Below are 24,186 nucleotides of genomic sequence, written 5' to 3'. Positions count from 1 at the left end.
GCTGATGGCACACGCAAAAAACCACGATTACCACATTCTGGCACCTTCGATCTGGCCGCTGATCGGCGCGATCGGTGGCTTCGTCATGCTGTTCGGAGCCGTCTTGTGGATGCACGGCATGACCTCCTTCGTGTTCTGGGGTGGTCTTGTGGCAGTTCTCTACACGATGTTTGCCTGGTGGTCCGAGGTCGTGGCCGAAAGCCGCGCGGGTGATCACACTCCGGTCGTCCGGATCGGGCTGCGCTACGGGTTCATCCTGTTCGTCATGTCCGAGGTGATGTTCTTCTTCGCCTGGTTCTGGTCGTTCTTCAAACATCGCATGTATCCGATGTACGACTATGCCGGCACCGAATACATCCAGCCTGACATCCACGCGGTGGACCCGTTCCACCTGCCGCTGATCAACACTCTGGTTCTGTTGCTGTCGGGCTGTGCGATCACTTGGGCGCACCACGCGCTGGTCCACGACAACGACCGCAAGGCGCTGATTCAGGGTCTCGCGATCGGTATCGTCCTGGGTATCGCCTTCACCTTCCTGCAGGCCTTCGAATACTATGAACTGCTGGCCCACGAAGGCTGGGAGTTCGGCGGTGATCAGTTCTACTCGAACTTCTTCATGGCAACCGGCTTCCACGGCGCACATGTGATCATCGGCACCATCTTCCTGACGGTCTGTCTGATCCGCGCGCTGCGGGGCGACTTTACCCCGGAGAAACACGTCGGGTTCGAGGCGGCCGCATGGTACTGGCACTTTGTCGACGTTGTCTGGCTGTTCCTGTTCTTCGCCGTCTACATCTGGGGTCAGGCACCGCTGATGTAACGCCCCGCGAGGCTGTCGAATTGCAAAAGCCGCCCCTTGGGGCGGCTTTTTCTCGATCAGGGGCGCAAGGGATTGCGCCCCGTACAATTGCAAGGTTGCATTTCCTTGCGCACAGACCGTAACAAGACGCCGGCTTGACCCCGAGCCGCCATGACACGCAACAAGGGCCAGACATGCGCCGCATCCCGTTTCTGCTGATTTTTGGACTCGCCGGGCTGGCGGTTCTTGTGTCTCTGGGCACTTGGCAGGTTCAGCGTCTGGCGTGGAAAGAGGGCATTCTGGCCGACATCGAAGCCCGGATCGCCGCCGATCCAGTGCCGCTGCCCGAGGCGGTCGACCCTGAAGCCGACCGTTATCTGCCCGTCGAAGTATCGGGCGAGATGCTGCCCGGCGAAATCCATGTGCTGGTTTCGGTCAAGCAGGTCGGGCCGGGCTATCGGATCATCGCGCCGTTCCGAACCGGTGATCGCATGATCCAGGTGGATCGGGGCTTTGTGCCCACAACGGCCAAACAGGCCGAACGCCAGATCGGCCCCATGAAGGTTGTCGGCAATCTGCATTGGCCGGACGAGATCGACGGCTATACCCCCGATCCGGACCGGGCGGGCAACATCTGGTTTGCCCGCGACGTGCCCGCGCTGGCCGATGCGCTTGGGGCCGAACCGATCCTACTGGTTGCCCGCAGCCAGACCGATCCCGCCATCACGCCGCTGCCGGTGGATACGGCGGGTATTCCCAACGACCATCTGCAATACGCGGTGACATGGTTCGGCCTGGCGCTGGTCTGGGCCGCAATGACCGGATATTTCCTGTGGCGCGGCCGCGCCCCATCAGAAAGTGACGCGCAATGAAATATATCTCGACCCGCGGGCAGGCGCCCGAACTGAGCTTTGAAGAGGCGATGCTGACCGGTCTGGCCCGCGACGGCGGCCTGTACCTGCCTGCCGAGATTCCGGTTCTGAGTCAGGACGAGATCGCCGCGCTTGCCGGGCTGCCCTATGAAGAGATCGCGTTCCGCGTCATGTGGCCGTATGTCAGCGGCTCGTTCGCCGGGGGCGAATTCAAAGAGATCATCGCCCGCGCCTATGCCGGGTTCGGCCATGATGCCCGCGCGCCTTTGAAGCAGCTGAACGAGAACCACTTTCTGCTGGAGCTGTTCCACGGGCCCACGCTGGCCTTCAAGGATTTCGCCATGCAGCTTATCGGCCAGCTGTTCCAGGTGGCGCTGAAGAGGCGGGGCGAACGTGTTACCATCGTCGGCGCCACCAGCGGCGACACAGGATCGGCCGCGATCGAGGCGTTCCGGGGGCTGGACGCGGTCGATGTGTTCATCCTGTTCCCGCATGGCCGCGTCTCCGAGGTGCAGCGCCGTCAGATGACCACACCCGCCGACAGCAACGTGCACGCGCTGGCCGTCGATGGCGATTTCGACGACTGTCAGGCCGCCGTAAAGGACATGTTCAACGATTTCGATTTCCGCGACGGGGTCAAGCTGGCGGGGGTGAACTCGATTAACTTTGCCCGCGTGCTGGCGCAAGTGGTTTATTATTTCTCGGCCGCGACCAGCCTGGGCGCGCCGCATCGCAAGGTCAGCTTCACGGTGCCCACCGGCAATTTCGGCGACATCTTCGCCGGCTACATCGCCAAACGGATGGGTCTGCCCATCGACCGTCTGGTGGTGGCGACCAACCAGAACGACATCCTGCATCGCTGCCTGTCGGGGCAGGGCTATTTCAAGGGCGACACCATCCCCTCGATAAGCCCATCGATGGATATTCAGGTCAGCTCGAACTTTGAGCGCGCGCTGTACTATGCCTATGGCGAGGACGGGCGGGCCGTGGCGCAGTTGATGGACGAGCTGAAACAGGGCGGCTTCCACGTCAGCCAGGGCGCGATGGAGGCCCTGCGCGAAAGCTTCGACTCGGGCCGTGTGTCAGAAGAGGAAACGCTGGCCACGATCAAATCCACGCTGGAACACAGCGCCGAGCTGGTCTGCCCGCATACCGCCGTGGGCATCAAGGTGGCCGAAGACACCCGCGCCGCCGATGTGCCCATGGTTACTCTGGCCACCGCGCACCCGGCGAAATTCCCCGCCGCGGTCGAGCAGGCCAGCGGTGTGCATCCGCCTCTTCCCTCGCGCATGTCCGATCTGTATGAACGTCCGGAACGGGTGACCCGCATCGCCAACGATCTGGGCGCCATCGAGGATCATATCAAAAGGCATATTGCTGAGTGACTGTCAGACTGGACCAACTAACAAACGGCTTTCGGATCGTCAGCGAACAGATGCCGGGGCTGCAATCGGCCGCCATCGGCATCTGGGTGACCGCCGGCGGGCGGCACGAGCGGATCGAACAGAACGGCATCGCGCATTTCCTCGAGCATATGGCCTTCAAGGGCACCGAGCGGCGCTCTGCTTTGCAGATCGCCGAGGCGATCGAGGATGTGGGCGGCTATATCAACGCCTATACCTCGCGCGAGGTGACGGCCTATTACGCCCGGGTGCTGAAGGATGACGTGGCGCTGGCGATGGACGTGATCGGCGACATTGTCCTGAACCCCGTCTTCGACCCGCGCGAGATCGAGGTTGAGCGCGGCGTGATCCTGCAGGAAATCGGACAGGCGCATGACACGCCCGACGATGTGATCTTTGACTGGCTGCAGGAACAGAGCTATCGCGACCAGCCGCTGGGCCGCACCATTCTGGGGCCGACCGAACGGGTCAGCGCCTTTTCGCGCGACGACCTGTCGGCCTTCGTGGCCGAGCACTATGCGCCCGATCAGATGATCCTGTCGGCGGCGGGCGCGGTCGATCATGACCAGTTGATGAAACTGGCCGAAGAGATGTTCGGCCATCTGCAACCCCGCAAGGGGCTGCTACCGGATCCCGCGCGGTTCACCGGCGGTGAGGCGCGGCGGGACAAGGCGCTGGAACAAGCGCATTTCGCGCTGGCGCTGGAAAGCCCGGGCTATCGTAATGACGAGATCTATACCGCGCAGATCTATTCGACCGCGCTGGGCGGCGGCATGTCCTCGCGCCTGTTTCAGGAGGTGCGTGAGACCCGCGGGCTGTGCTATACGATCTTTGCCCAGACCGGCGCCTATGCCGACACGGGAACGACCACGATCTATGCCGGCACTTCGGCCGATCAGGTGGGCGAGCTGGCCACCATCACCATCGACGAGATGAAGCGCGCCGCCGAGGACATGAGCCCCGAGGAGGTTGCCCGCGCCCGCGCACAGATGAAGGCCGGGATGCTGATGGGGCTGGAAAGCCCTTCGAACCGGGCCGAACGTCTGGCCCGGCTGGTGCAGATATGGGGCCGTGTTCCGCCGCTCGAGGAAACCGTGGCCAAGATCGACGCGGTCAGCACCGCCGACGTCCGGGCCTTTGCCGAAAAGATGGCGGTTCAGGCCCCGGCAGCACTGGCGCTCTACGGACCTGTGGGTGGTGCGCCGACACTGGAGAGGCTGCAGGAGAGGCGCGCGGCGTGATGCTGTTGGGCAGACGCAGGCTGAAACTCGAGACCGAGCGGTTGAGCTTGCGCCCGCCCGTGCATTCCGACTTCAACGACTGGGCCGCGCTGCGGCTGGCCTCGCGCGAGTATCTGACCCCGTGGGAGCCGATCTGGGCCAAGGATCATCTGACCCGCAAATCGTTCACCAACCGTGTCTACTGGGCGCAACGCTCGGTGGCCAATGGCACGGCGGTTCCGCTGTTCCTCTTCCGCAGAACGGATGACATGCTGGTGGGCGCCATTACGCTGGACAACATCCGCCGGGGGCCGGCGCAGGCCGGAACGCTGGGCTATTGGACCGGGCAGGCCTTTGCCCGGCAGGGTTACATGCGCGAGGCCATCGGCGCCGTGGTGCATTACGCCTTTACCCGACTGGACCTGAGCCGGATCGAGGCCGCCTGCCTGCCGGAAAACGCCGCCTCTCGCGGGCTGTTGGAAAGCTCGGGGTTCAAATACGAGGGCGTGGCGCAATCCTATCTGCAGATCAACGGGCGGTGGCGGACGCATGTGCTCTATGCGTCGCTGCGCTCGGACCGGCGCGGGCGCACGGACGCGGGCTAGGGCGCCCGTTCGGACCTGATGTGGGCGGGACTGTTTCCGAAATTTGGGCCCAGTGACGTGACTCGAGGCGCCGATGCGCTAGACTTCCGATCATGCGGAGTGTTTTGGCGGGTCTGATCTTGCTGGCAGGGACGGCGGCGGCGCAGGAGCGTCGGCCGAGCCATTGCATCGCCATCGCTCAGAACACCCCCGGCATCGAATATCTGCACAAGGCGGCGTGGCAGGATCCGGTGCCCGAATTCTCGGTGCGGATCAGCTATGTCGCGCATGCGTCCTTTCTGATCCAGACACCCGGCGGGCTGAATGCCGTGACCGACTATACCGGCTTCATCGGCGGCGCGGATCTGATTCCCGACATCGTGACGATGAACCACGCCCATGACACCCATTGGACCGCCTATCCCGACCCGGCCATCCCGCATGTGCTGCCGGGTTGGGGTGAGTTCGGGCTGGGCATCGAACACCACCTCGATCTGGGCGAATTGCTGGTGCGCAACGTATCGACCGATATCCGGTCCGCGTATGGCGGGGTGGAAGAGCGCGGAAACTCGATCTTCGTGTTCGAGGTCGAAGGCCTGTGCATCGGCCATCTGGGGCATCTGCACCATGTGCCGTCCGACGAACAGTTCGCGGCCCTTGGGCGGCTGGACGTGGTCATGGCGGCGGTGGACGGGGGCACGACCATGCCCTTGCCCGAGATGATCTCGGTGCTGCAGCGGCTGAAAAGCTCGGTCATCATTCCGATGCACTGGTTCTCGGGCTATTCTCTGGACCGGTTTCTGGCCGATATCCGATCCGATTTCCCAGTGCGCCGGGACGGGGTTTCGGAAATTGAAGTATCGCTGCGGACCCTGCCGGACCGCCCGACGGTGGTGGTGCTCGAGCCGCGCTACCTAATGGAACTGGAATAAGACTTGCCGTGCGCCGCGGGCTTGGGCATGCAGAGGGCATGCATTTGAACCCTGCCGACGAAACCTTTGCCGAAACCATCCGCGCCCGCCTGGGTGACGATATTCTGCGCCCGGTCGAGCCGCGCTATCTGGAAGAGCCGCGCCGCCGCTTCGCCGGGCAGGCGGGTCTGCTGGCCTTGCCCCGCACGGTTGAGGAGGTCGCAGCCTTGGTGCGTTTGGCGTCCGAGGCCCGTGTGCCGGTGGTGCCATACGGCGGCGGCACCGGTCTTGTGGGCGGACAGGTCATGGCCAATGGCCCCGCGCCCCTGATCCTGTCGCTTGAGCGGATGCGCGCGATCCGGGCCGTCTACCCGACCGAAAACATCCTGATCGCCGAGGCCGGTGCTGTGCTGGCCGACATTCAGGCCTCGGCCGAGACGGCCAACCGGCTGTTTCCGCTGTCGCTCGCGGCGCAGGGGTCCTGCCGGATCGGGGGGAACCTCGCTACCAATGCCGGGGGCGTGAACGTCCTGCGTTATGGCAATGCACGGGATCTGTGCCTGGGGCTTGAGGCGGTTCTGCCCAACGGGGAGATCTGGCACGGGCTGGGGCGGTTGCGCAAGGACAATACCGGCTATGATCTGCGCAACCTGCTGATCGGGTCCGAGGGCACGCTGGGGGTCATCACCGCCGCCTCGCTCAAGCTGTTCCCCCGTCCTGCCGGGCTGGGCACGGCGATCTTTCAGGTCACCAGCCCCGAAGCGGCGATCGACCTGCTGGCCCTGGCCCGCGACCATTTGGGCGAAACCGTCAGCGCGTTCGAACTGATCCACAAGCAGGGGCTGGATTTTCTGGCCGAGGTCTTGCCGGACGTGCGGCAACCCTTTGACACACCGCCGGACTGGTCGGTCCTGATCGAGCTGGGATTGCCGGCCGGGCACGAGCCCGAGGCGGCGCTGGAGTCCTTGTTCGTCGCTGCCGAAGCCCGTGGTCAGGTGTCGGACGGCGTCATCGCCCAAAGCGCCGCGCAGCGCGACGGGCTGTGGTCAGTGCGCGAACGCATCCCCGAGGCGAACCGGCTGATCGGTTCAGTGTCCAGCCACGATATCTCGGTTCCGATTTCGCGTATCCCCGATTTCATCCGGCAAGGCGGCGAGGCGATTGCGGCCCTTGGGCCATTCCGGGTGAACTGCTTTGGTCATCTGGGGGACGGCAACCTGCACTACAACGTCTTTCCGCCCAAAGGCCACGACCGGGGCGAGTTCGACGACCGACGCGGCGAGATCAAGCGCGCGGTTCATGACCTGGTGCATGAATTTGAAGGATCGGTCAGTGCCGAGCATGGGGTGGGCCGTCTCAAGACCGGTGATCTGGAACGCTACGGTGATTCGGCCAAACTGACGGCCATGCGCGCCATCAAGTCTGCCTTGGACCCGCTCGGGATCATGAACCCGGGCGCCGTCCTGTCAGGTGAGTGAGTGCGGCCCGGACGCTCCGGGCCGCAGCTGCGCGTCGTTTACGACGCCGGCAGGATAACCTTGTCGATGACGTGGATCACGCCATTACTGGTTTCGATATCTGCCTGAACGACATTTGCGTCATTGACCATGACACCATTGTCGAGATCGATTGTGATCTCTCCACCCTGAACAGTGGCGGCGGTCATGTCGTCGGACAGATCACCCGACATCACTTTGCCCGGAACCACGTGATAGGTGAGGATCGCAACAAGCTGATCCTTGTTCTCGGGCTTCAGCAGCGTTTCCACGGTGCCTTCGGGCAGCGCGGCAAAGGCTTCATCCGTGGGCGCGAAAACGGTGAATGGGCCTTCGCCCTTCAGCGTGTCAACCAACTCGGCGGCCTGCACGGCTGCGACCAGAGTGTTGAAGCTGCCAGCCCCGACAGCGGTGTCCACAATGTCCTTGCCGTGGCCGTCGGCCATGGCAGCGGTCGAAAACAGGATACTGGCGACACCGGCAACAGCGAATTTGCGAAACATGATCTACTTCCCTTGTTGAGGATGTCATCGGCGACATCACGGTCTATACGGCGACATGCCGAAAGGAGATCAGGCGTCAGGGGCAAAAAACCGACTGGAAAACGAACGACGCCGCGCTAAGCGCGCGGCGTTTCCAGCGGCAAGTCACGAAATCGTGACCGCTGTCTGTTCACAGCCCTTCGAATTCGCACAAGACATGGACGTCCATGCCCATCTCCTCCAGCACCTTCCGGCCACCCAGCTCGGGCAGGTCGATGATGAAGGCGCAGCTGACGATCTCGCCGCCCAGACGTTCGATCAGCTTGATGCCTGCCGCGGCAGTGCCGCCGGTGGCCAGCAGGTCATCGACGACCAGAACCTTTTCACCGGGCTGGATCGCGTCATCGTGGATCTCGACGATGGCCTCGCCATATTCCAGCTTGTATTCCTCGCTGATCGTGGTGCCCGGCAGCTTGCCCTTCTTGCGGATCGGGACAAAGCCCACGCTCAGCTGGTGCGCGATTGCGCCGCCCAGAATGAAACCGCGCGCCTCGAGCCCAACGACCTTGTCGATGCGCTCGCCGGCATAGGGGTGCAGCATCTGGTCGATGGCCATGCGAAACCCGCGGGGATCGGCAAACAGGGTCGTCACGTCGCGGAACATGATCCCTTCGTGGGGAAAATCGACGATGGTCCGAATGTAATCCTTGACCGTTTTGCTTCTGGACATGGGGCAACCCTTCTTGCGTCAAAACACGGCGGTGTTTGGCGTATCACGGCCAGTCATGCAAGCCACGGCTGCCTTCCTGCGCGTATTTGCTGCGGAACAGATGCGCCCGGACAACCCGCCCTTGGGGGGCTGCGGGTATCGACAAGCGATGCGCTTTGTCTATACAAGGTGCCACGCGCTGATGCAGGCCCAGAATAAGGATGACAGCCGTGGCCAAGGCCGACCTCAAGGGATCCACCAAAAAGAACAGCCAGCTGGTTCTGCGCCTGGACAAGGACGAACGCGACGCGTTCGTTGCGCTGTGCCGCGATCTCGACACCTCGGCCGCGCGCGAGATCCGCAAGTTCATTCGCGCATTCATGGCTGAGAACGCCGGGACCTGACTGCCTTCAGGCCGGGCGACGCAGTACCGCCGTGGCCACGCCCATTCCGATCAGGGTCAACCCTCCGAAACGGGTCATGCCGGTGATGATGCCGGGGCGGCCGATTACGCGGCGCAGCCGGTCGGCCAGCAGCGCATAGGCCAGCGCGTTCAGCCCGGCCAATCCCACGAAAGTCGCAATCAGGATCGCGAACTGCGGGCCCAGCGGCTCGGCCGGGCGCAGAAATTGCGGCACGAAGGCGATGAAGAAGGCGATGGATTTCGGGTTCAGCGCAGTGACAGCGGCCGCATGGCCGAATACGCCGCGGGCGGTAACGTCGCGCGCGGTGGCCACCGCCTGCATCCCGCCGGACGGCGCACTGCGCAGCAGCTTGATGCCCAGCCAGACCAGATAGGCGGCGCCCACCCATTTCAGCACCGAAAACAACGTGGCCGACGCCAGCACCAGCGCCCCAAGCCCCAGCAGCGAAGCGGTCATGGCAATCAGGTCCCCCAGCGCAACCCCCGTGGCCGAGGCCACGGCCACGCTGCGCCCTTTGGACAGCGCATAGCTGAGCACCAGCAGGACCGTCGGGCCCGGGATCAGCAGAAGGGCGGTCGAGGCGGCGACAAAGGCCAGCCAAAGTTCAAAATCCATCATCCAACTCCGTCAAATCCGCAGCAGCTAGCCTAAGAAAACACGTGGCCGTCAAGGCCGCCTACAATACCCGGCCCGCCACCGCATCCAGCTTGGCCAGCACTTGCAGGTCGCGCTTTTCCGGGGCCGTCAAAATCGCGTGGTCCAATGCCCGGTCGCAGCCATGCGGGCAGGGCGCGCGGTCCGCCCCCAGCAGGGCGGGCAGACCTTTGACCAAGGCGCGCGCCTTCTCGGCATTGCCGGTCAGCGTCGCGATGATCGCGGTCACGTCCACTTCGCCGTGATCGGGGTGCCAGCTGTCATAGTCGGTGACCATCGCCACCGAGGCATAGCAAAGCTCGGCCTCGCGGGCCAGTTTGGCCTCGGGCATGTTGGTCATGCCGATCACGTCGCAGCCCCACTGCTCGCGGTACATCTTCGATTCCGCCAGCGTCGAGAATTGCGGCCCTTCCATCGCCAGATAGGTGCCGCCACGGTGCACGGTGATGCCGGCCGCCCGGGCGGCGGATTCACAGGCATCGCCCACGCGCGGGCAGGTCGGATGGGCCACGCTGACATGGGCGACGCAGCCGGTGCCGAAAAAGCTTTTCTCGCGGGCGAAGGTGCGATCGATGAACTGATCGACGACCACGAAATCGCCCGGCGCCATGTGTTCGCGGAAGGAGCCGCAGGCCGAAACCGAGATCACATCGGTCACCCCCAGCCGTTTCAGCGCGTCGATATTGGCACGATAGGGCACCTCGGTCGGCGAATGCACATGCCCGCGCCCGTGGCGGGGCAGAAAGGCCATCTCGATGCCGTCCAGTGTCCCGGTCAGGATCTGGTCGGACGGCGCGCCCCAAGGCGTTTCCACGGTAACCCATTGCGGCGTTTCCAGCCCGTCGATGTCATAAATTCCCGATCCGCCGATGACGGCAATTTTTGTCTGGGCCACGTTCGTTCTCCGCTGCGATACCTGCCTGAGGGAATTTCTGCGGGCTTGTCGGGCATTTGGCAAGGCTTGCCGGTGTTATTGCGCCGCACAGGCGCCACAAGGGGCGTCGCCTTGCAGTTTTTGCATGACAGCCTGCCATCGATGGGCTAGCAGACAGCGCCGAAGGCGGGTATACGACCGCCTTCGCGCGAACATTCTGACCCACAGGACCAATTCATGCCCCGAGCCTTGCTGGCAAGCTTTGCCAATCGCCTCGCCATTCCCGATCTGAGCTGGATGCCGGACGAAAAGCTGACCCCCGCCCGCCTGCGGATCGAGCTTTTGTCGGGCCTGACCGTCGCCCTGGCCCTGGTGCCCGAAGCGGTGGCCTTTGCTTTCGTCGCCGGGGTTCACCCGCTGGTAGGCCTGTATGCGGCGTTCCTCGTGGGGCTGATCACCGCGCTGATCGGGGGTCGTCCGGGTATGATCTCGGGCGCAACCGGTGCGCTGGCGGTCGTCATGGTGGCGCTGGTGGCGCAGCACGGGGTCGAATACCTGTTCGCCACAGTGGTTTTGATGGGCATCCTGCAGATTATCGCGGGGGCCATGCATTGGGGCCGGTTCATCCGCCTGGTGCCGCATCCGGTGATGCTGGGCTTTGTCAACGGCCTGGCGATCGTGATCTTTCTGGCTCAACTGGGCCAGTTCAAGGTGCCGGGCACCATGGAAAACACCGGCCACGGCATGAGCGGTGGTGAATGGCTGTCCGGGATGCAACTCTATACGATGCTGGGGCTGGTCGCGCTGACCATGGCGGTGATCTGGGTGATGCCGCGCATCACGCGCATTGTGCCAGCGCCGCTGGCGGGCATCGTCGTGGTGGCTGCGCTGGTGATCGGCATGGGGCTGGATGTCCCGCGCGTCGGAGACCTGGCCTCAATCGAGGGCGGCCTGCCGAAATTCCACATCCCCATGGTTCCGCTGACCTGGGAGACGTTTGAGATCATTCTGCCCTACGCCGTCATCCTGGCCGCCATCGGCCTGATCGAATCTCTGCTTACGCTGAACCTGGTGGGCGAGATCACCGGCAAGCGCGGTGGTGCGTCGCAGGAATGCATCGCGCAGGGCACCGCCAACGTCGTGACCGGGTTCTTTGGCGGCATGGGCGGCTGTGCGATGATCGGGCAGTCGATGATCAACGTGAAGTCCGGCGGTCGCACGCGCATCGCGGGGATCGCTGCCGCGCTGTTCCTGCTGGTGTTCATCCTTGTCGGCTCACCCCTGATCGAACAGATTCCGCTGGCCGCGCTGGTTGGCGTGATGTTCATGGTGGTGATCGGCACGTTCGCCTGGAATTCGTTCAACATCCTGCGCAAGGTGCCGCTGACGGATGCCTTCGTCATCGTTCTGGTCACCGTCGTCACCGTGATGGAAGACCTCGCTGTGGCCGTCGTGGTCGGCGTGATCGTTTCGGCGCTGGCCTATGCCTGGAACAACGCCAAGCGCATCCACGCGGTCACCCGCGACTCGGAAACCGAGAAAGGCGCCAAGGTCTACGAGATCAAGGGGCCGCTGTTCTTCGGCTCGTCTGAGGGGTTTGTCGAACTGTTCGATGTCCAAAACGACCCGGAAACGGTGATCGTGGACTTCGCCGACAGCCGTGTGGTCGACCAATCGGCCCTGCAGGCCATCGAAAACATCGCCGCGAAATACGAGGCGGCAGGAAAGCGCGTCATGCTGCGCCATCTCAGCCGGGATTGCCACAAGCTGCTCAAGAAAGCAGGTCACCTGATGGTCGACAGCGACGATGACCCGGATTACGGCCTTGCGGTCGACTATTCTGTTCGGACCGGCGTTCTGGGCGGCCACTGAGGAAATGCGAGGCTGTGCCTCGCACCGCGCGGCGGGGGCAGAGCCCCCAAACCCGGCTCAATCGTCTGGACGATTGAGGGAAAACAACTCCGTCACCACCGAGTAGTCGCGATACCCAAGCCGCGACAAGGGTTGAAAGGTGGTGACGTCGAACTTGCCGTCCTTCAGGCAGTCATCGCGCAGGTGCACGCCGACGACTTCTCCGAAAACCACCCGGTTGGCCTGGCCGGGCAGCGTGACGATCTGGGTCAGTTTGCATTCCAGCGCGGCAGGGGCGCCCTCGATGCGAGCGCATGGGATGGTTTCGCATTCCACAGGTGTCAGGCCGGCGTGGGCGAACTCGTCCACCTCTTTCGGAAGGCTGGCCGAGCTTGCGTTCATCGCATCCCGATGGGCGTGGGCCACCACGTTGACGCAAAAGACGCCGGTTGCCTCGATATTGGCGATGCTGTCCTTTCCGCGGTCCTGGTCGTGTTTCGTGCCGGTGGAGGCAAACATCACCTGCGGCGGCGTATAGGCGACCCCGTTGAAGAATGAATAGGGCGCCAGATTGTTGATCCCATCGGCGCTGCGGGTCGAGATCCATCCGATCGGGCGCGGCGTGATGATGGCGTTGAACGGGTTGTGCGGCAAACCGTGACCGTCTTCGGGGCGATAGAACATCTGATCTCCAAGCGTTTGCTCAAGGCCTAGCGAAGTGCTAGGGCGATTGCCAGAGTCGAAAAGAGGGCCGCGGTGCAGCAGTTCGGGATCAGGCCGGAAGAGCCGGAGGATTGGTGGGAAGTCGAAGCCCTCTACGACCTGTGTTTTGCGCCGGGGCGCGAGGCGCTGTCGTCTTACCGCTTGCGCGACGATGTTCCGCCAGTGCCGGGCCTGTCGATGATTGCCCGTGACGGGCAGGGCATCTTGGCTGGGGCCATCCGATTCTGGCCGGTTCATGTTGGCGCACACGACGCGCTTTTGCTGGGGCCCGTTGCCGTCCACCCGACCCACCAGGGGGAAGGTTTGGGTGGTTTTCTGATCCACGAAGGTATCGAAGCCGGGCGGGCCAAAGGGTGGGACCGGGTCATGCTGGTCGGTGACGCGCCCTATTATTCACGCTTTGGGTTTGCCCGGCTCGAGGGTGTTGAGATGCCCCCACCAACCAACCCGGATCGGGTTCTCGGGCTGGATTTGACCACCGGCGCATGGCACGGAGTGAGTGGTTCGGTGACCCGCTGGACGCGCTGATCTATTGAAACGGCGTTGTGAAATGCCAATGTTTCAGGGTCAGGAGGACACCGAATGAATGACGTCGTTCTCGTCGGAGAAATCGACCCCGACGCTGAGTTGGACCGGCTGGCAAGCCACTACCGCAGCGCGGGCGGCAGCGGTATCAGGTTGCTCAATCGTCTGGGCGGATCGGCTGAGTCGCTGCTGGAACAGCTGCCCGGTTCGGTGCGCGATGGGCTGACCGGTGCAACCGAGCAGGCCTTGTGGCTTGCAGTTCGTGCCGCTGACGGATCGCGCCGCGCGGTTCCCGACCAGAAGCCGTGGGTCAACACCGCCATATCGACCACGATGGGCGCCGCGGGTGGGGCTGGCGGCCTGACGACGGCGTTGATCGAGCTTCCGGCGACCACGGCCATGTTGTTGCGCTCAATACAGGGGGCCGCATCGCGTGAAGGTTTTGACCCCTCGGCAAGGAACGTGCAGTTCGATTGCATCCGCGTTTTGTCGGCGGCAGGTCCCTTGGCGCATGACGACGGCGCAGACATGGGGTTCTTTTCAGTCCGACTGACCGTGACGGGCCCCGCTCTGCAAAAGATCATTGCCGCCGTCGCTCCGAGGTTGTCGGTCGTTTTGGGGCAGAAACTGGCGGCACAGACCGTTCCGGTATTGGGGGCCTTGGCCGGAGGTGGCGCGAACTACCTCTACGCCCGGTACTATCAGCAGATTGCCCGTGTGCATTTCGGCCTGCGGCGTCTGGCGATCGATGCCGATATTCCGCATGACGAGCTTGTGCAGCGTCTGCAACGTCGCATGTTGGCCTGATCCTCAGTTTCAAAATTGGACAGAACCGCAGGATGTGGTATCCTGCACCCAATCGGCCCGCAATATAAGTGGCCGAAAACAGGCAAGAAGAACAAAACAAGAGGCGGGGCAGCGTGAAAAGCGCAGGGCTGTCACCAGACATTCTGTCCGAAACCGGGGCATTTCCGGTTCTGCCGCAGTCTGCGGCTCTATGCTACCGGCTTCGGCGCGGGGTGCCTGAGATATTGTTGATCACGACCCGGGGGTCGGGGCGGTGGATCATCCCCAAAGGCCGCATGATCGACGGCCTAAGCGGGTCTGAGACCGCAGCGCAGGAGGCCTGGGAAGAGGCCGGTGTGACAGGCCGTTGTAAGACGCGCAGTATCGGACAGTTCTCTTTCGACAAACACCACCGGGATCTGGGGCGGGTGACATGCGTCGTTGATGTCTACCCGTTGCTTGTTGCCAAGACGGCGGATCGGTTCCCCGAAGTCGCCGAGCGGCGGCGTAGATGGATGCTGCCGGAAAAAGCAGCACAAGCGGTTTCGATCGGCGGGCTTTCCGGGCTGTTGCTGTCAAATGCGCTCAATCCTCATTGAACCGCCTCTGTAAAGACTTGATATTGCCATGTCTGTCAGTATCTATTGGCCCACCGACATTTTGGGCGACAGATGATTCAATATTCACTGAAATGCTGCAATGGTCACGCGTTTGACAGTTGGTTCCAGTCTGCGGACGCTTACGACAAGCTGTCCAAGGCTGGAATGGTCTCTTGCGCGACTTGCGGCAGCACCCAGGTCGAAAAGGCGATCATGACGCCGCGGGTCCAGTCTGCGCGCTCGTCTGCTGCAATGCCGCGCGCGGAGAACAGTGATCAACCCGAAGCCCAGCGCCAACCGACCAAGGCCGAGATAGAGCGTGTTCTGAACGCCCTGCGCGCCAAGGTCGAGGCGAATTCCGATTATGTCGGCCGCGAATTTGCGCGCGAGGCCCGCAAGATACATCTGGGCGAGGCCCCGGAGCGCGCCATCTATGGCGAGGCCAAGCCGGAAGAGGCCAAGGCCCTGATCGAAGATGGGGTTCCGGTGGCCCCTCTGCCGTTCATTCCAAGCCGAAAGACGAACTGAACCGTGCATCTTGTTATCACCGGCGCCAATCGCGGCATTGGGCGTGCTCTTGCTGAATTCTATCGTGGCCGCGGCGATACTGTCACCGGCACCGCACGGGACGATTCCGCCGATATTCGTCTGGACGTTACCGACCCGGCGCAACAGGCGCAGATGGCGCGCAAGTTGGATGGCCAGCCCGTAGATCTGTTGATCTGCAATGCAGGTGTCTATCTGGACAAAGGCCAGACAATCGACGGCTACCCGGCCGAGATGTGGGGCCAGACCTTTGCGGCCAACGTCACCGGGGTGTTTCTGACCATTCAGTCCTTGTTGCCCAATCTGCGTGCGGCGCGCGGCAAGATCGCGATCATCTCGTCGCAGATGGCCTCGCACACGCGGGCGCCCGGGGGCAGCTATATCTATCGGGCCTCCAAGGCGGCTGTGCTGAACCTTGGGCGCAACCTGGCGGTGGATATCAAGGACGATGGCATCGCCGTCGGCATTTATCACCCGGGATGGGTGCAGACGGACATGGGCGGTCAGGCCGCCGACATCACCGTGTCACAGGCCGTTGCCGGGTTGACCGAGCGTTTCGATGCGCTGAGTTTGGACTCCACCGGCTGCTTTGAAACCTGGGACGGGCAGGCACATCCTTACTGAGCGGCCAGCGCTGCCTTGGGGATCTCGTAGACTTCACCGGGATCGATGAAGATCACCAGAATTTCGCCCCGCGTTTCCGAAGTGATCTTCGACGTCGAGCTGCTGGAATCCGGCTTTCCATCGGTGAAATAGATGCGGCGTACTTCCCCAGTATCCAACTGAACCGCCAGGGTTGCAGTGCCATCATCCTTGCGCCGCAACTCTGCAGGGCAATTTTTCAATGGCTGACCTGCCAACGCGGCGCAGGGGACCGTTCCCAACGCGTTCTGGCCGTCCGTTCCGGACAGTGAAGCCACCTGGGCCAGAGCCGGGCTGGACATCAGAGCACAGGCGAAAACAAAACGCAGCATGGTATTCCTCATGGTTTAAATCCTTGACGATACGCTGACATTGCTGCCGGTCCTTGTAAAGCGTTGCGCTGCAGTGTCCTGCCGTTCTATGTGCCCTTGCTCTTGTGTGTTGCCTCGCATAAGACGCTCGGGACCGGAAATCCAAGGCGCGGAGACATTTGCCCCCATGCCCGTACTCGTGATGAAATTCGGCGGCACATCCGTCGCCAACCTCGACCGCATCCGCCGCGCGGCCAAGCGCATCGGCGTCGAAGTGGCCAAGGGCTATGACGTCATCGTCATCGTGTCGGCCATGTCGGGCAAGACCAACGAATTGGTGGGCTGGGTCGACGAGATCTCGCCGCTTTATGACGCGCGCGAATATGATGCCGTGGTATCCTCGGGCGAGAATGTCACCGCCGGTCTGATGGCGCTGACGCTGCAGGAAATGGAGATCCCCGCCCGCAGCTGGCAGGGCTGGCAGGTGCCGCTGCTGACCGATGGCGCCCATTCGGCGGCGCGGATCCTTGATATTCCGACCGACAACATCAACCAGAAGTTCGGCGAGGGCATGAAGGTCGCGGTGGTGGCAGGCTTTCAGGGTCTCAGCCCCGAGGGGCGGATCACCACGTTGGGCCGGGGCGGTTCGGACACCACTGCCGTGGCTTTTGCCGCCGCCTTCGACGCCGAACGCTGCGACATCTACACGGATGTGGACGGCGTCTATACCACCGATCCGCGCATCTGCGAGAAGGCGCGCAAGCTGGACAAGATCTCGTTCGAGGAAATGCTCGAACTGGCCTCGTTGGGGGCCAAGGTGCTGCAGACCCGCTCGGTCGAGCTGGCGATGCGGTACAAGGTGAAACTGCGTGTTCTCTCAAGCTTCGAGGAACAGTCCGACGAGGCCGGAACCCTGGTCGTCGACGAGGAGGAAATCATGGAATCCAATGTAGTCTCGGGTGTGGCCTATTCGCGGGACGAGGCCAAGATGACCGTCGTGTCGGTCGCCGACCGCCCCGGCATCGCCGCGATCATCTTCAACGCGCTCAGCGATGAGGGGATCAACGTCGACATGATCGTGCAAAACATCTCGGACGAGGGGCGCACGGACATGACCTTTTCCTGCCCCACCAACCAGGTGGCGCGCGCCGAAAAGGCGCTGTTGGCAGTCAAGGAGCGTGGCGAGTTGAACTATGCCGAGCTGGTCGCTGATACTGATGTGGCCAAGGTTTCGGTGGTGGGCATCGGCATGCGCTCGCAGTCGGGCGTGGCGGCCAAGATGTTCAAGGTACTCTCGGATGAGGGGATCAACATCAAGGTCATTACAACCTCCGAGATCAAAATTTCCGTCCTCGTCGACCGGAAATACATGGAACTTGCCGTTCAGGCGCTGCATGATGCCTTTGAACTGGAAAAGGCGGCCTGAGCATCTCGGCCAAGGTCCCGCCTGACACCGCAGAGTAGATCGGGCGATGGCAGACGGAATGGAAACAGAATCCCGCAAGCTGCTGGGGCGGCTGCGCGAGGAGATGGCAAGCGAGGCTGCCGGTCAGGAGCGTCTTGACCGGATCACTCACCTGATCGCCGACAGCATGCGGTGCGAGGTGTGCTCGATCTATCTGTTCCGCGACGACGAAACCCTGGAGCTGTGTGCCACCGAAGGTCTTGCCCCCGAGGCCGTGCACCAGACCCGCATGCGTCTGGGGGAAGGTCTCGTTGGCCGGGTGGCCAAGTTCGGCAAGGTCGTCAACGCCGCCGATGCGCCCTCCGAGAAAGGTTTCCGGTACATGCCGGAAACAGGCGAGGAGCGTTTTTCGTCGTTCCTGGGCGTGCCCATTCAGCGGCTGGGGCAGAAGCTTGGGGTTCTTGTGGTCCAGTCCCGCGCTCAACGCGAATTTTCCGCGGATGAGGTCTATGCGCTTGAAGTCGTGGCAATGGTCCTTGCGGAAATGGCCGAATTGGGTGCGTTTGTGGGCGAAGGTGCCGCCCTTTCACCGTTGCATCAGCAATCCATATTGCTGCGCGGTGGCCCGGCACAGGAAGGCTCGGCCGAGGGGCATGTCTGGCTGCATGAGCCGCGTGTCGTCGTCACCAACCCGATCGCCGACGATCCACATCGCGAGCTGGAGCGGCTGAACGAGGCGGTCGAAGAGCTGCGCGTGGGCGTCGACAAGATGCTTGAAATCTCGCGGGGCGGCGACACGGAACAGCTGCAGGTTCTGGAAGCCTACCGGATGTTCGCCAATTCCAAGGGCTGGATGCGCCGGATGGAAGAGGACATCGCCCGCGGTCTCAGCGCCGAGGCGGCGGTGGAAAAGGAGCAGTCGCAGGCCCGCGCCCGGATGAGCCAGGTCACCGACCCTTATCTGCGCGAGCGTCTGGCGGATCTGGACGATCTGTCCAACCGTCTGCTGCGCATTCTGACAGGGCAGGGCGGGTCGAACGGTAAAGAACTGCCGCCCGATCCGATCCTGGTGGCGAGGAATATCGGCCCGGGTGACCTGCTGGAATATGGCCGTTCGCTGAAAGGTGTCGTGCTCGAGGAGGGCTCGGTCGGTAGTCATGCCACCATCGTCGCCCGCGCTCTGGCCATCCCGCTGGTGGTACATGTGGGCCGGATCACGACCGAGGCTTTGAACGGCGACCATATTCTGGTCGACGGGGATGAGGGCGTCGTGCATCTGCGCCCCGAGGATACCGTCGTCAGCGCCTTCCGCGACAAGATGGCCATGCAGGCCGAGGCGCAGAAACGCTATGCCTCGATCCGCGAAACCCCGACCGTGACAAAGGATGGCGAGCGGATCAATCTGGTGATGAATGCCGGCCTGATGGCCGACTTGCCGTCGCTCAAGACGTCCGGGGCCGAGGGCGTAGGCCTGTTCCGCACCGAATTGCAGTTCCTGATCCGCAACCAGATGCCCAAACGGTCGGAACTGGTGGCGCAGTACAAGCGCGTTCTGGATTCGGCCGATGGCAAGCGCGTGGTATTCCGCACGCTGGATATCGGGTCGGACAAGGTGCTGCCCTACATGAAACATGTCGCCGAGCCCAACCCGGCGCTGGGTTGGCGCGCCATTCGCGTGGGCCTGGACAAGCGCGGCGTGATGCGGATGCAGCTGCAGGCCCTGTTGCGCGCGGCGGATGGCCGTCCTCTGACGGTCATGTTCCCGTTTGTCGCCCAGGCCGACGAATACCGCGAGGCCCGTTGGGAAGTGAACAAGACGCTGGAGCGCGAAAAGCGCTTGGGTCATGTGCTGCCGGAAACGCTGGAAGTTGGGGCGATGCTGGAAACACCATCATTGGCCTTCGCCCCCCAGAAGTTCTTTGACGAGGTCGATTTCATCTCGATCGGCGGCAACGACCTGAAACAGTTCTTCTTCGCCGCCGACCGTGAAAACGAGCTGGTGCGCCGCCGCTATGACACGCTGAATGTCAGCTTCCTCAGCCTGATCGAGCGCATCGTCGAACGGTGCGGAATTTCCGACACGCCGCTGAGTTTCTGCGGCGAGGATGCCGGCCGCCCGATCGAGGCACTGTGCCTGGCGGCGATGGGTATCCGCACCCTGTCGATGCGCCCGGCCTCGATCGGCCCGGTCAAAAGCCTGCTGTTGCGGTCCAACCTGCAGGATGTCCGCAAGATCATCGCCGACGCGCGCCATCGCGGCGAACAATCGGTGCGCCCGGCGATCATGGAGTATCTGCGCGACAACGGCTGAGGCCATGATGACCGCGAAAAAAGGCCCGATTGCGAAATCCGGGCTTGCTTTTTGGGCTTGGTCTTTCTATCCAAGCCACGAATGTTAGCGGTAACAGGGAGTCTGGCTGCAGACCGCGCCGGATTGTCCGAAGAAGGGAGCCAGCCATGGTTTCACGCGTAATCCCGGTAGATCCGTTCGACCTGGTCCTGTTCGGCGCGACCGGAGATCTGGCCCAGCGCAAGATCCTGCCGGGCCTCTACCATCGCTTCGAAGTGGGGCAGATGCCCGAAGATGCGCGCATCATCGGGACCGCGCGATCGGATATGGACGATGACGGGTTCCGCGCGCAGGTGCGCAAGTCGATGAAGGAATTCGCTCCGTCCTTCAAAAAGGACGTGCTGGACCGGTTTCTGGCCCGGGTCGAATACGTGCCCGTGGATGCGCTGGGCGAAAACGGCTGGGACAAGCTGGCCAAATCGCTGCGCCCCGACGTGGTGCGCGCCTTTTATCTGTCGGTCGGTCCGAAACTGTTCCCCGGCATCGCACAGCGCCTGCATGATCACGGGCTTGCCACGCCCGACAGCCGCATCGTGGTCGAGAAACCCTTTGGCCATGATCTGGCCTCGGCCAAGGCGCTGAACGAAGGTCTGCGCGCCTGTTTCGAAGAGCATCAGATCTATCGGATCGACCATTACCTGGGTAAGGAAACGGTGCAGAACCTGATGGCGCTGCGCTTTGCCAACTCGCTGTTCGAACCGCTGTGGAATGCGACCCATGTGGATCATGTCCAGATCACCGTGGCCGAAACCGTCGGGGTCGAAGGGCGTGGTGCCTATTACGACCAGTCTGGCGCGATGCGGGACATGGTGCAGAATCACCTGGTGCAGCTTTTGTGCCTGACTGCGATGGAGCCGCCCTCGACTTTTTCGCCCAACTCGGTGCGCAGTGAAAAGGTCAAGGTGATCGAGGCACTGGAACCTGTCGCCCCGACCGACATCGCCCGCGGCCAGTACCGGGCGGACAAGGGCGGAGACGGCTATGTCGATCATGTGGGCAATCCCGACAGCCTGACCGAAAGCTATATCGCGCTGAAGGTGCGCGTGGGCAACTGGCGCTGGGCGGGGGTTCCGTTCTATCTGCGTACGGGCAAGCGTCTGCGCGCGCGTGAATCCGAAATCGCGGTGTTTTTCCGCGACCCGCCGCACACGATCTTTCCTAATGTCGGCCCACTGCACGGCAACGTTCTGGTGATCCGCCTGCAGCCTGACGAGGGCATCACCCTGCGCACCACGATCAAGGATCCCGGCCCGGGCGGATTCCGCCTGACGGACGTGGCGCTGGACATGAGCTTTGCCGAGGCGCTGGGTGCCGATGTGCGCGCGCAGGACGCCTATGAGCGGCTGGTGATGGACGTGATCCGCGGCGACCAGACCCTGTTCATGCGCGGCGACGAGGTCGAGGCCGCCTGGGCCTGGGTCGATCCCATCATCAAGGGCTGGGAAGAGCGCGGCGACCGTCCCTCGCGCTATGATCAGGGCAGTTCCGGCCCGGAAGACGCATTGATGCTGATGCATCGCGACGGGCGCCGCTGGCGCCAGATCGGAGGTTGAGATGGTTCACAACGTCATCACCGATGTCACCCAAAGAATAATCGAGCGCAGCGCCGATCCCCGCCGCACCTATCTGCAGCGGATGGAGCAGGCCCGGTCCGAAGGGCCGGCGCGCGCGCATCTGTCGTGCAGCGGACAGGCCCATGCCTATGCCGGGGCAGGGGCCGATCAGCAGACGATGGCCACGACCAGCGTGGGCAATCTCGGCATCGTCACCGCCTATAACGACATGCTGTCGGCGCATCAGCCGTTCGAGCGCTATCCCGAACTGATCCGCCGCGCGGCCCGTGCCGCGGGCGGCACCGCGCAGGTCGCGGGCGGGGTTCCGGCCATGTGCGACGGGGTCACGCAAGGCGAGGCCGGGATGGAGCTGTCGCTGTTCTCGCGCGACGTGATCGCGCTGGCGGCGGCGGTGGCGCTCAGCCACAATACCTTTGACGCGGCGGTGTTTCTGGGGGTCTGCGACAAGATCGTGCCGGGGCTGGTGATCGCGGCGCAAAGCTTTGGCCACCTGCCGGCGGTATTCCTGCCCGCCGGCCCGATGACCAGCGGCCTGTCCAACGACGAAAAGGCCAAGGTGCGCCAGAAATTCGCCGCCGGCGAAGCCACGCGCGAAGAACTGATGGCCGCCGAGATGGCCGCCTATCACGGGCCGGGCACCTGCACCTTTTACGGCACCGCCAACACCAACCAGATGTTGATGGAGTTCATGGGCCTGCACCTGCCGGGCTCCAGCTTCGTCAACCCCAACACGCCGCTGCGCGATGCGTTGACAGAGGAAGGCGCCCGCCGTGCCCTGTCGCTCAGCGCGCTGGGCAACAATTACACGCCAGTGTGCCAGATCCTCGACGAACGCGCCTTCGTGAACGGTATCGTGGGGCTGATGGCCACGGGTGGGTCGACCAACCTGCTGATCCACCTGATCGCCATGGCCCGTGCCGGGGGCATCGTGCTGGACTGGCAGGATTTCTCGGACATCTCGGGCGTCGTGCCCCTGGTCGCGCGGGTCTATCCCAACGGGTTGGCGGACGTGAACCATTTCCACGCCGCAGGCGGGCTGGGGTACACCATCGGCACGCTGCTGGACGAAGGGCTGTTGCATCCCGACACGCTGACCGTGGCGGGGCAGGGGCTGCATCATTACACGCAGGAACCCAAGCTGATCGATGGCGCGCTGGTCTGGCAGGACGGCGCAGGCCACAGCCTGAACGAAAAGATCCTGCGCCCGGCCAATGACCCGTTCCAGCCCACCGGCGGCCTGTCGCGCCTGAGCGGAAATCTGGGCACCGGAGTGATGAAGGTCTCGGCCGTGGCCCCCGAACACCAGGTGGTCGAGGCCCCGGTTCGCGTCTTCCACGACCAGGACGAGGTCAAGGCCGCGTTCAAGGCGGGCGAGTTCACCGATGATGTCATCGTCGTGGTCCGCTTTCAGGGGCCCAAGGCCAATGGTATGCCCGAACTGCACTCGCTGACCCCGATCCTGTCGATCCTGCAGGGGCGCGGGCAGAAGGTTGCGCTGGTGACCGATGGCCGCATGTCTGGGGCCTCGGGCAAAGTGCCCGCGGCGATCCATGTCTGCCCCGAGGCGCTGGATGGTGGCCCGGTCGCCAAGCTGCGCGATGGCGACCTGCTGCGGGTCGATGCGGTGCGGGGCCAGCTTGAAATCCTGACCCCCGGCGTGCTGGAGCGCCCCGTCGCCACCGCCGATCTTTCGGCGCATCAATACGGGGTGGGCCGCGACCTGTTCACCACGTTCCGCAACGCCGTCGGCTCGGCCGATGCCGGTGCCAGCATTTTCGGAGCCTGAACCTATGTCCGCAAAAACCCAACGTACCCGCGAGATCTGCGCATTGGCGCCCATCGTCCCGGTTCTGGTCGTCGATAACGCCGCCCATGCCCGCCCGCTGGCCGAGGCACTGGTGGCCGGTGGCCTGCCTGCGCTCGAAGTAACCTTGCGCACGCCCGCGGCGCTGGACGCGATCCGCGCTATGGTGCAGGTGCCCGGCGGGGTCGTGGGGGCCGGCACGCTGGTCACGCCAGACGATGTCCGCGCCGCAAAAGAGGCGGGTGCGCAGTTCGGCGTATCGCCCGGGGCCACCGATGCCCTGATCGCCGCCTGCGAGGCCGAGGGCCTGCCGCTGCTGCCCGGCGCGGCCACCGCGACCGAGGCGATGCGTCTGCTCGAGCAGGGCTATGACATGCTGAAGTTCTTCCCGGCCGAAGCCTCGGGCGGGGCGCCTGCGCTCAAGGCGATCGGCGCGCCGCTGCCGCAGATCACCTTCTGCCCGACGGGCGGCGTGTCGCCCGCCAACGCCCGCGATTACCTGTCCCTGCCCAACGTGATCTGCGCGGGCGGCAGCTGGGTTGCGCCGAAACAGATGGTGGCGCAGGGCGACTGGGCGGGGATCGAAGCCCTTGCGCGTGAGGCGGCCGCCCTGATGGATTGACCTTGCCGGGCCGGGCGCT

Annotated in this window: 25 protein-coding genes; 19 read left to right on the top strand and 6 right to left on the bottom strand. The window is 63.5% G+C overall.

The window, feature by feature from the left end; genetic code table 11:
• Positions 1-4 precede the first annotated feature (4 nt).
• The 7 genes from AC2FM5_RS03325 (at position 5) to AC2FM5_RS03295 (ending at position 7,267) form a co-directional block, all read left to right on the top strand.
• Positions 5-820: a cytochrome c oxidase subunit 3 gene (locus AC2FM5_RS03325; protein WP_093962747.1), complete on the top strand. Its 816-nt coding sequence runs from the start codon at positions 5-7 to the stop codon at positions 818-820.
• Between the two features lie 173 nt (positions 821-993).
• Positions 994-1,671, top strand: coding sequence for an SURF1 family protein (locus tag AC2FM5_RS03320; protein ID WP_496733913.1), 678 nt, complete (start codon positions 994-996; stop codon positions 1,669-1,671).
• Positions 1,668-3,056: a threonine synthase gene (gene thrC / locus AC2FM5_RS03315; RefSeq protein WP_496733886.1), complete on the top strand. Its 1,389-nt coding sequence runs from the start codon at positions 1,668-1,670 to the stop codon at positions 3,054-3,056. The genes AC2FM5_RS03320 and thrC overlap by 4 nt, the downstream gene beginning before the upstream one ends.
• Complete coding sequence (locus tag AC2FM5_RS03310; RefSeq protein WP_170599168.1) at positions 3,053-4,315, top strand: M16 family metallopeptidase; 1,263 nt, start codon at positions 3,053-3,055, stop codon at positions 4,313-4,315. Before thrC ends, AC2FM5_RS03310 begins: the two co-directional genes overlap by 4 nt.
• Entirely contained in the window at positions 4,315-4,899 is a 585-nt protein-coding gene (locus tag AC2FM5_RS03305; RefSeq protein ID WP_093962743.1) for a GNAT family N-acetyltransferase, read from the top strand. The genes AC2FM5_RS03310 and AC2FM5_RS03305 overlap by 1 nt, the downstream gene beginning before the upstream one ends.
• A 92-nt stretch (positions 4,900-4,991) precedes the next feature.
• Positions 4,992-5,810, top strand: a complete 819-nt coding sequence (locus AC2FM5_RS03300) for an MBL fold metallo-hydrolase (protein ID WP_496733883.1) — start codon at positions 4,992-4,994, stop codon at positions 5,808-5,810.
• 38 nt (positions 5,811-5,848) lie between these two features.
• The gene (locus tag AC2FM5_RS03295) at positions 5,849-7,267 is read left to right on the top strand and encodes an FAD-binding oxidoreductase (RefSeq protein WP_496733880.1); all 1,419 of its coding nucleotides are present in this window, start codon (positions 5,849-5,851) and stop codon (positions 7,265-7,267) included.
• Between the two features lie 38 nt (positions 7,268-7,305).
• Here the strand turns inward: AC2FM5_RS03295 and AC2FM5_RS03290 are convergent, their stop codons facing one another.
• Positions 7,306-7,788: a fasciclin domain-containing protein gene (locus AC2FM5_RS03290; protein WP_170337939.1), complete on the bottom strand. Its 483-nt coding sequence runs from the start codon at positions 7,786-7,788 to the stop codon at positions 7,306-7,308.
• A 169-nt stretch (positions 7,789-7,957) separates the two neighbouring features.
• On the bottom strand, positions 7,958-8,497 hold the full coding sequence (locus tag AC2FM5_RS03285) for an adenine phosphoribosyltransferase (protein ID WP_170337941.1): 540 nt from the start codon (positions 8,495-8,497) through the stop codon (positions 7,958-7,960).
• Between the two features lie 209 nt (positions 8,498-8,706).
• Between AC2FM5_RS03285 and AC2FM5_RS03280 the strand changes: the two genes are divergently transcribed.
• Positions 8,707-8,880, top strand: coding sequence for a hypothetical protein (locus tag AC2FM5_RS03280; RefSeq protein WP_222457049.1), 174 nt, complete (start codon positions 8,707-8,709; stop codon positions 8,878-8,880).
• Between the two features lie 6 nt (positions 8,881-8,886).
• On the opposite strand, the gene AC2FM5_RS03275 is transcribed toward AC2FM5_RS03280, so the two are convergent.
• Together AC2FM5_RS03275 and AC2FM5_RS03270 are read right to left on the bottom strand one after the other, a co-directional pair.
• Positions 8,887-9,516 (bottom strand): LysE family translocator, encoded by a 630-nt coding sequence (locus tag AC2FM5_RS03275; protein ID WP_170362961.1) that lies wholly within the window; start codon positions 9,514-9,516, stop codon positions 8,887-8,889.
• Positions 9,517-9,577: 61 nt separating this feature from the next.
• Entirely contained in the window at positions 9,578-10,450 is an 873-nt protein-coding gene (locus tag AC2FM5_RS03270) for an S-methyl-5'-thioadenosine phosphorylase (RefSeq protein WP_496733876.1), read from the bottom strand.
• A 216-nt stretch (positions 10,451-10,666) separates the two neighbouring features.
• On the opposite strand from AC2FM5_RS03270, the gene AC2FM5_RS03265 reads away from it, so the two are divergent.
• Positions 10,667-12,301 carry a SulP family inorganic anion transporter gene (locus AC2FM5_RS03265; RefSeq protein WP_170358217.1) on the top strand — a complete coding sequence of 545 codons (1,635 nt, stop codon included), beginning with the start codon at positions 10,667-10,669 and terminating at the stop codon, positions 12,299-12,301.
• A gap of 57 nt (positions 12,302-12,358) precedes the next feature.
• Here AC2FM5_RS03265 and AC2FM5_RS03260 read toward each other — a convergent pair whose 3' ends face one another.
• Complete coding sequence (locus tag AC2FM5_RS03260; RefSeq protein WP_170358218.1) at positions 12,359-12,964, bottom strand: flavin reductase family protein; 606 nt, start codon at positions 12,962-12,964, stop codon at positions 12,359-12,361.
• 72 nt (positions 12,965-13,036) lie between these two features.
• Between AC2FM5_RS03260 and AC2FM5_RS03255 the strand changes: the two genes are divergently transcribed.
• The 5 genes from AC2FM5_RS03255 (at position 13,037) to AC2FM5_RS03235 (ending at position 16,083) form a co-directional block, all read left to right on the top strand.
• On the top strand, positions 13,037-13,531 hold the full coding sequence (locus AC2FM5_RS03255; protein WP_170390634.1) for a GNAT family N-acetyltransferase: 495 nt from the start codon (positions 13,037-13,039) through the stop codon (positions 13,529-13,531).
• Between the two features lie 54 nt (positions 13,532-13,585).
• Entirely contained in the window at positions 13,586-14,335 is a 750-nt protein-coding gene (locus AC2FM5_RS03250) for an EcsC family protein (protein WP_170337952.1), read from the top strand.
• A 113-nt stretch (positions 14,336-14,448) separates the two neighbouring features.
• Positions 14,449-14,913, top strand: a complete 465-nt coding sequence (locus tag AC2FM5_RS03245) for an NUDIX hydrolase (RefSeq protein WP_496733868.1) — start codon at positions 14,449-14,451, stop codon at positions 14,911-14,913.
• A 72-nt stretch (positions 14,914-14,985) separates the two neighbouring features.
• Entirely contained in the window at positions 14,986-15,441 is a 456-nt protein-coding gene (locus AC2FM5_RS03240; protein ID WP_480635321.1) for a DUF1178 family protein, read from the top strand.
• Positions 15,442-15,444: 3 nt separating this feature from the next.
• A complete protein-coding gene (locus AC2FM5_RS03235) occupies positions 15,445-16,083 on the top strand; it encodes an SDR family oxidoreductase (RefSeq protein ID WP_496733862.1) in 639 nt (212 codons plus the stop codon).
• On the opposite strand, the gene AC2FM5_RS03230 is transcribed toward AC2FM5_RS03235, so the two are convergent.
• On the bottom strand, positions 16,077-16,433 hold the full coding sequence (locus AC2FM5_RS03230) for a hypothetical protein (protein WP_170337960.1): 357 nt from the start codon (positions 16,431-16,433) through the stop codon (positions 16,077-16,079). The genes AC2FM5_RS03235 and AC2FM5_RS03230 overlap by 7 nt on opposite strands.
• A gap of 166 nt (positions 16,434-16,599) precedes the next feature.
• Here AC2FM5_RS03230 and AC2FM5_RS03225 point away from each other — a divergent pair, with 166 nt between their 5' ends.
• The 5 genes from AC2FM5_RS03225 (at position 16,600) to eda (ending at position 24,167) form a co-directional block, all read left to right on the top strand.
• Positions 16,600-17,838 (top strand): aspartate kinase, encoded by a 1,239-nt coding sequence (locus AC2FM5_RS03225; protein WP_170337962.1) that lies wholly within the window; start codon positions 16,600-16,602, stop codon positions 17,836-17,838.
• A 46-nt stretch (positions 17,839-17,884) separates the two neighbouring features.
• Positions 17,885-20,128: a phosphoenolpyruvate--protein phosphotransferase gene (ptsP, locus tag AC2FM5_RS03220; protein ID WP_093962727.1), complete on the top strand. Its 2,244-nt coding sequence runs from the start codon at positions 17,885-17,887 to the stop codon at positions 20,126-20,128.
• A gap of 146 nt (positions 20,129-20,274) precedes the next feature.
• The gene (gene zwf, locus AC2FM5_RS03215; protein ID WP_496733859.1) at positions 20,275-21,720 is read left to right on the top strand and encodes a glucose-6-phosphate dehydrogenase; all 1,446 of its coding nucleotides are present in this window, start codon (positions 20,275-20,277) and stop codon (positions 21,718-21,720) included.
• A gap of 1 nt (position 21,721) precedes the next feature.
• Positions 21,722-23,527, top strand: coding sequence for a phosphogluconate dehydratase (gene edd, locus AC2FM5_RS03210; protein ID WP_480753756.1), 1,806 nt, complete (start codon positions 21,722-21,724; stop codon positions 23,525-23,527).
• 4 nt (positions 23,528-23,531) lie between these two features.
• A complete protein-coding gene (gene eda, locus AC2FM5_RS03205; RefSeq protein ID WP_496733856.1) occupies positions 23,532-24,167 on the top strand; it encodes a bifunctional 4-hydroxy-2-oxoglutarate aldolase/2-dehydro-3-deoxy-phosphogluconate aldolase in 636 nt (211 codons plus the stop codon).
• Positions 24,168-24,186 lie beyond the last annotated feature (19 nt).

The sequence above is a fragment of the Ruegeria sp. BHSA162 genome, assembly GCF_059613385.1.
Note: the sequence above shows the minus strand (reverse complement) of the source record. Positions and strands in the feature narration are given on the sequence as shown.

Bases quoted from the DNA above. Each gene is read 5' to 3' on its own strand.
- thrC (WP_496733886.1), top strand. From the start codon at position 1,668: ATGAAATATATCTCGACCCGCGGGCAGGCGCCCGAACTGAGCTTTGAA.
- AC2FM5_RS03265 (WP_170358217.1), top strand. From the start codon at position 10,667: ATGCCCCGAGCCTTGCTGGCAAGCTTTGCCAATCGCCTCGCCATTCCC.
- zwf (WP_496733859.1), top strand. From the start codon at position 20,275: ATGGTTTCACGCGTAATCCCGGTAGATCCGTTCGACCTGGTCCTGTTC.
- AC2FM5_RS03300 (WP_496733883.1), top strand. From the start codon at position 4,992: ATGCGGAGTGTTTTGGCGGGTCTGATCTTGCTGGCAGGGACGGCGGCG.
- ptsP (WP_093962727.1), top strand. From the start codon at position 17,885: ATGGCAGACGGAATGGAAACAGAATCCCGCAAGCTGCTGGGGCGGCTG.
- AC2FM5_RS03290 (WP_170337939.1), bottom strand. From the start codon at position 7,788: ATGTTTCGCAAATTCGCTGTTGCCGGTGTCGCCAGTATCCTGTTTTCG.
- AC2FM5_RS03325 (WP_093962747.1), top strand. From the start codon at position 5: ATGGCACACGCAAAAAACCACGATTACCACATTCTGGCACCTTCGATC.
- AC2FM5_RS03260 (WP_170358218.1), bottom strand. From the start codon at position 12,964: ATGTTCTATCGCCCCGAAGACGGTCACGGTTTGCCGCACAACCCGTTC.
- AC2FM5_RS03230 (WP_170337960.1), bottom strand. From the start codon at position 16,433: ATGCTGCGTTTTGTTTTCGCCTGTGCTCTGATGTCCAGCCCGGCTCTG.
- AC2FM5_RS03275 (WP_170362961.1), bottom strand. From the start codon at position 9,516: ATGGATTTTGAACTTTGGCTGGCCTTTGTCGCCGCCTCGACCGCCCTT.
- AC2FM5_RS03240 (WP_480635321.1), top strand. From the start codon at position 14,986: ATGATTCAATATTCACTGAAATGCTGCAATGGTCACGCGTTTGACAGT.
- AC2FM5_RS03250 (WP_170337952.1), top strand. From the start codon at position 13,586: ATGAATGACGTCGTTCTCGTCGGAGAAATCGACCCCGACGCTGAGTTG.
- AC2FM5_RS03295 (WP_496733880.1), top strand. From the start codon at position 5,849: ATGCATTTGAACCCTGCCGACGAAACCTTTGCCGAAACCATCCGCGCC.
- AC2FM5_RS03285 (WP_170337941.1), bottom strand. From the start codon at position 8,497: ATGTCCAGAAGCAAAACGGTCAAGGATTACATTCGGACCATCGTCGAT.
- eda (WP_496733856.1), top strand. From the start codon at position 23,532: ATGTCCGCAAAAACCCAACGTACCCGCGAGATCTGCGCATTGGCGCCC.
- edd (WP_480753756.1), top strand. From the start codon at position 21,722: ATGGTTCACAACGTCATCACCGATGTCACCCAAAGAATAATCGAGCGC.
- AC2FM5_RS03305 (WP_093962743.1), top strand. From the start codon at position 4,315: ATGCTGTTGGGCAGACGCAGGCTGAAACTCGAGACCGAGCGGTTGAGC.
- AC2FM5_RS03225 (WP_170337962.1), top strand. From the start codon at position 16,600: ATGCCCGTACTCGTGATGAAATTCGGCGGCACATCCGTCGCCAACCTC.
- AC2FM5_RS03320 (WP_496733913.1), top strand. From the start codon at position 994: ATGCGCCGCATCCCGTTTCTGCTGATTTTTGGACTCGCCGGGCTGGCG.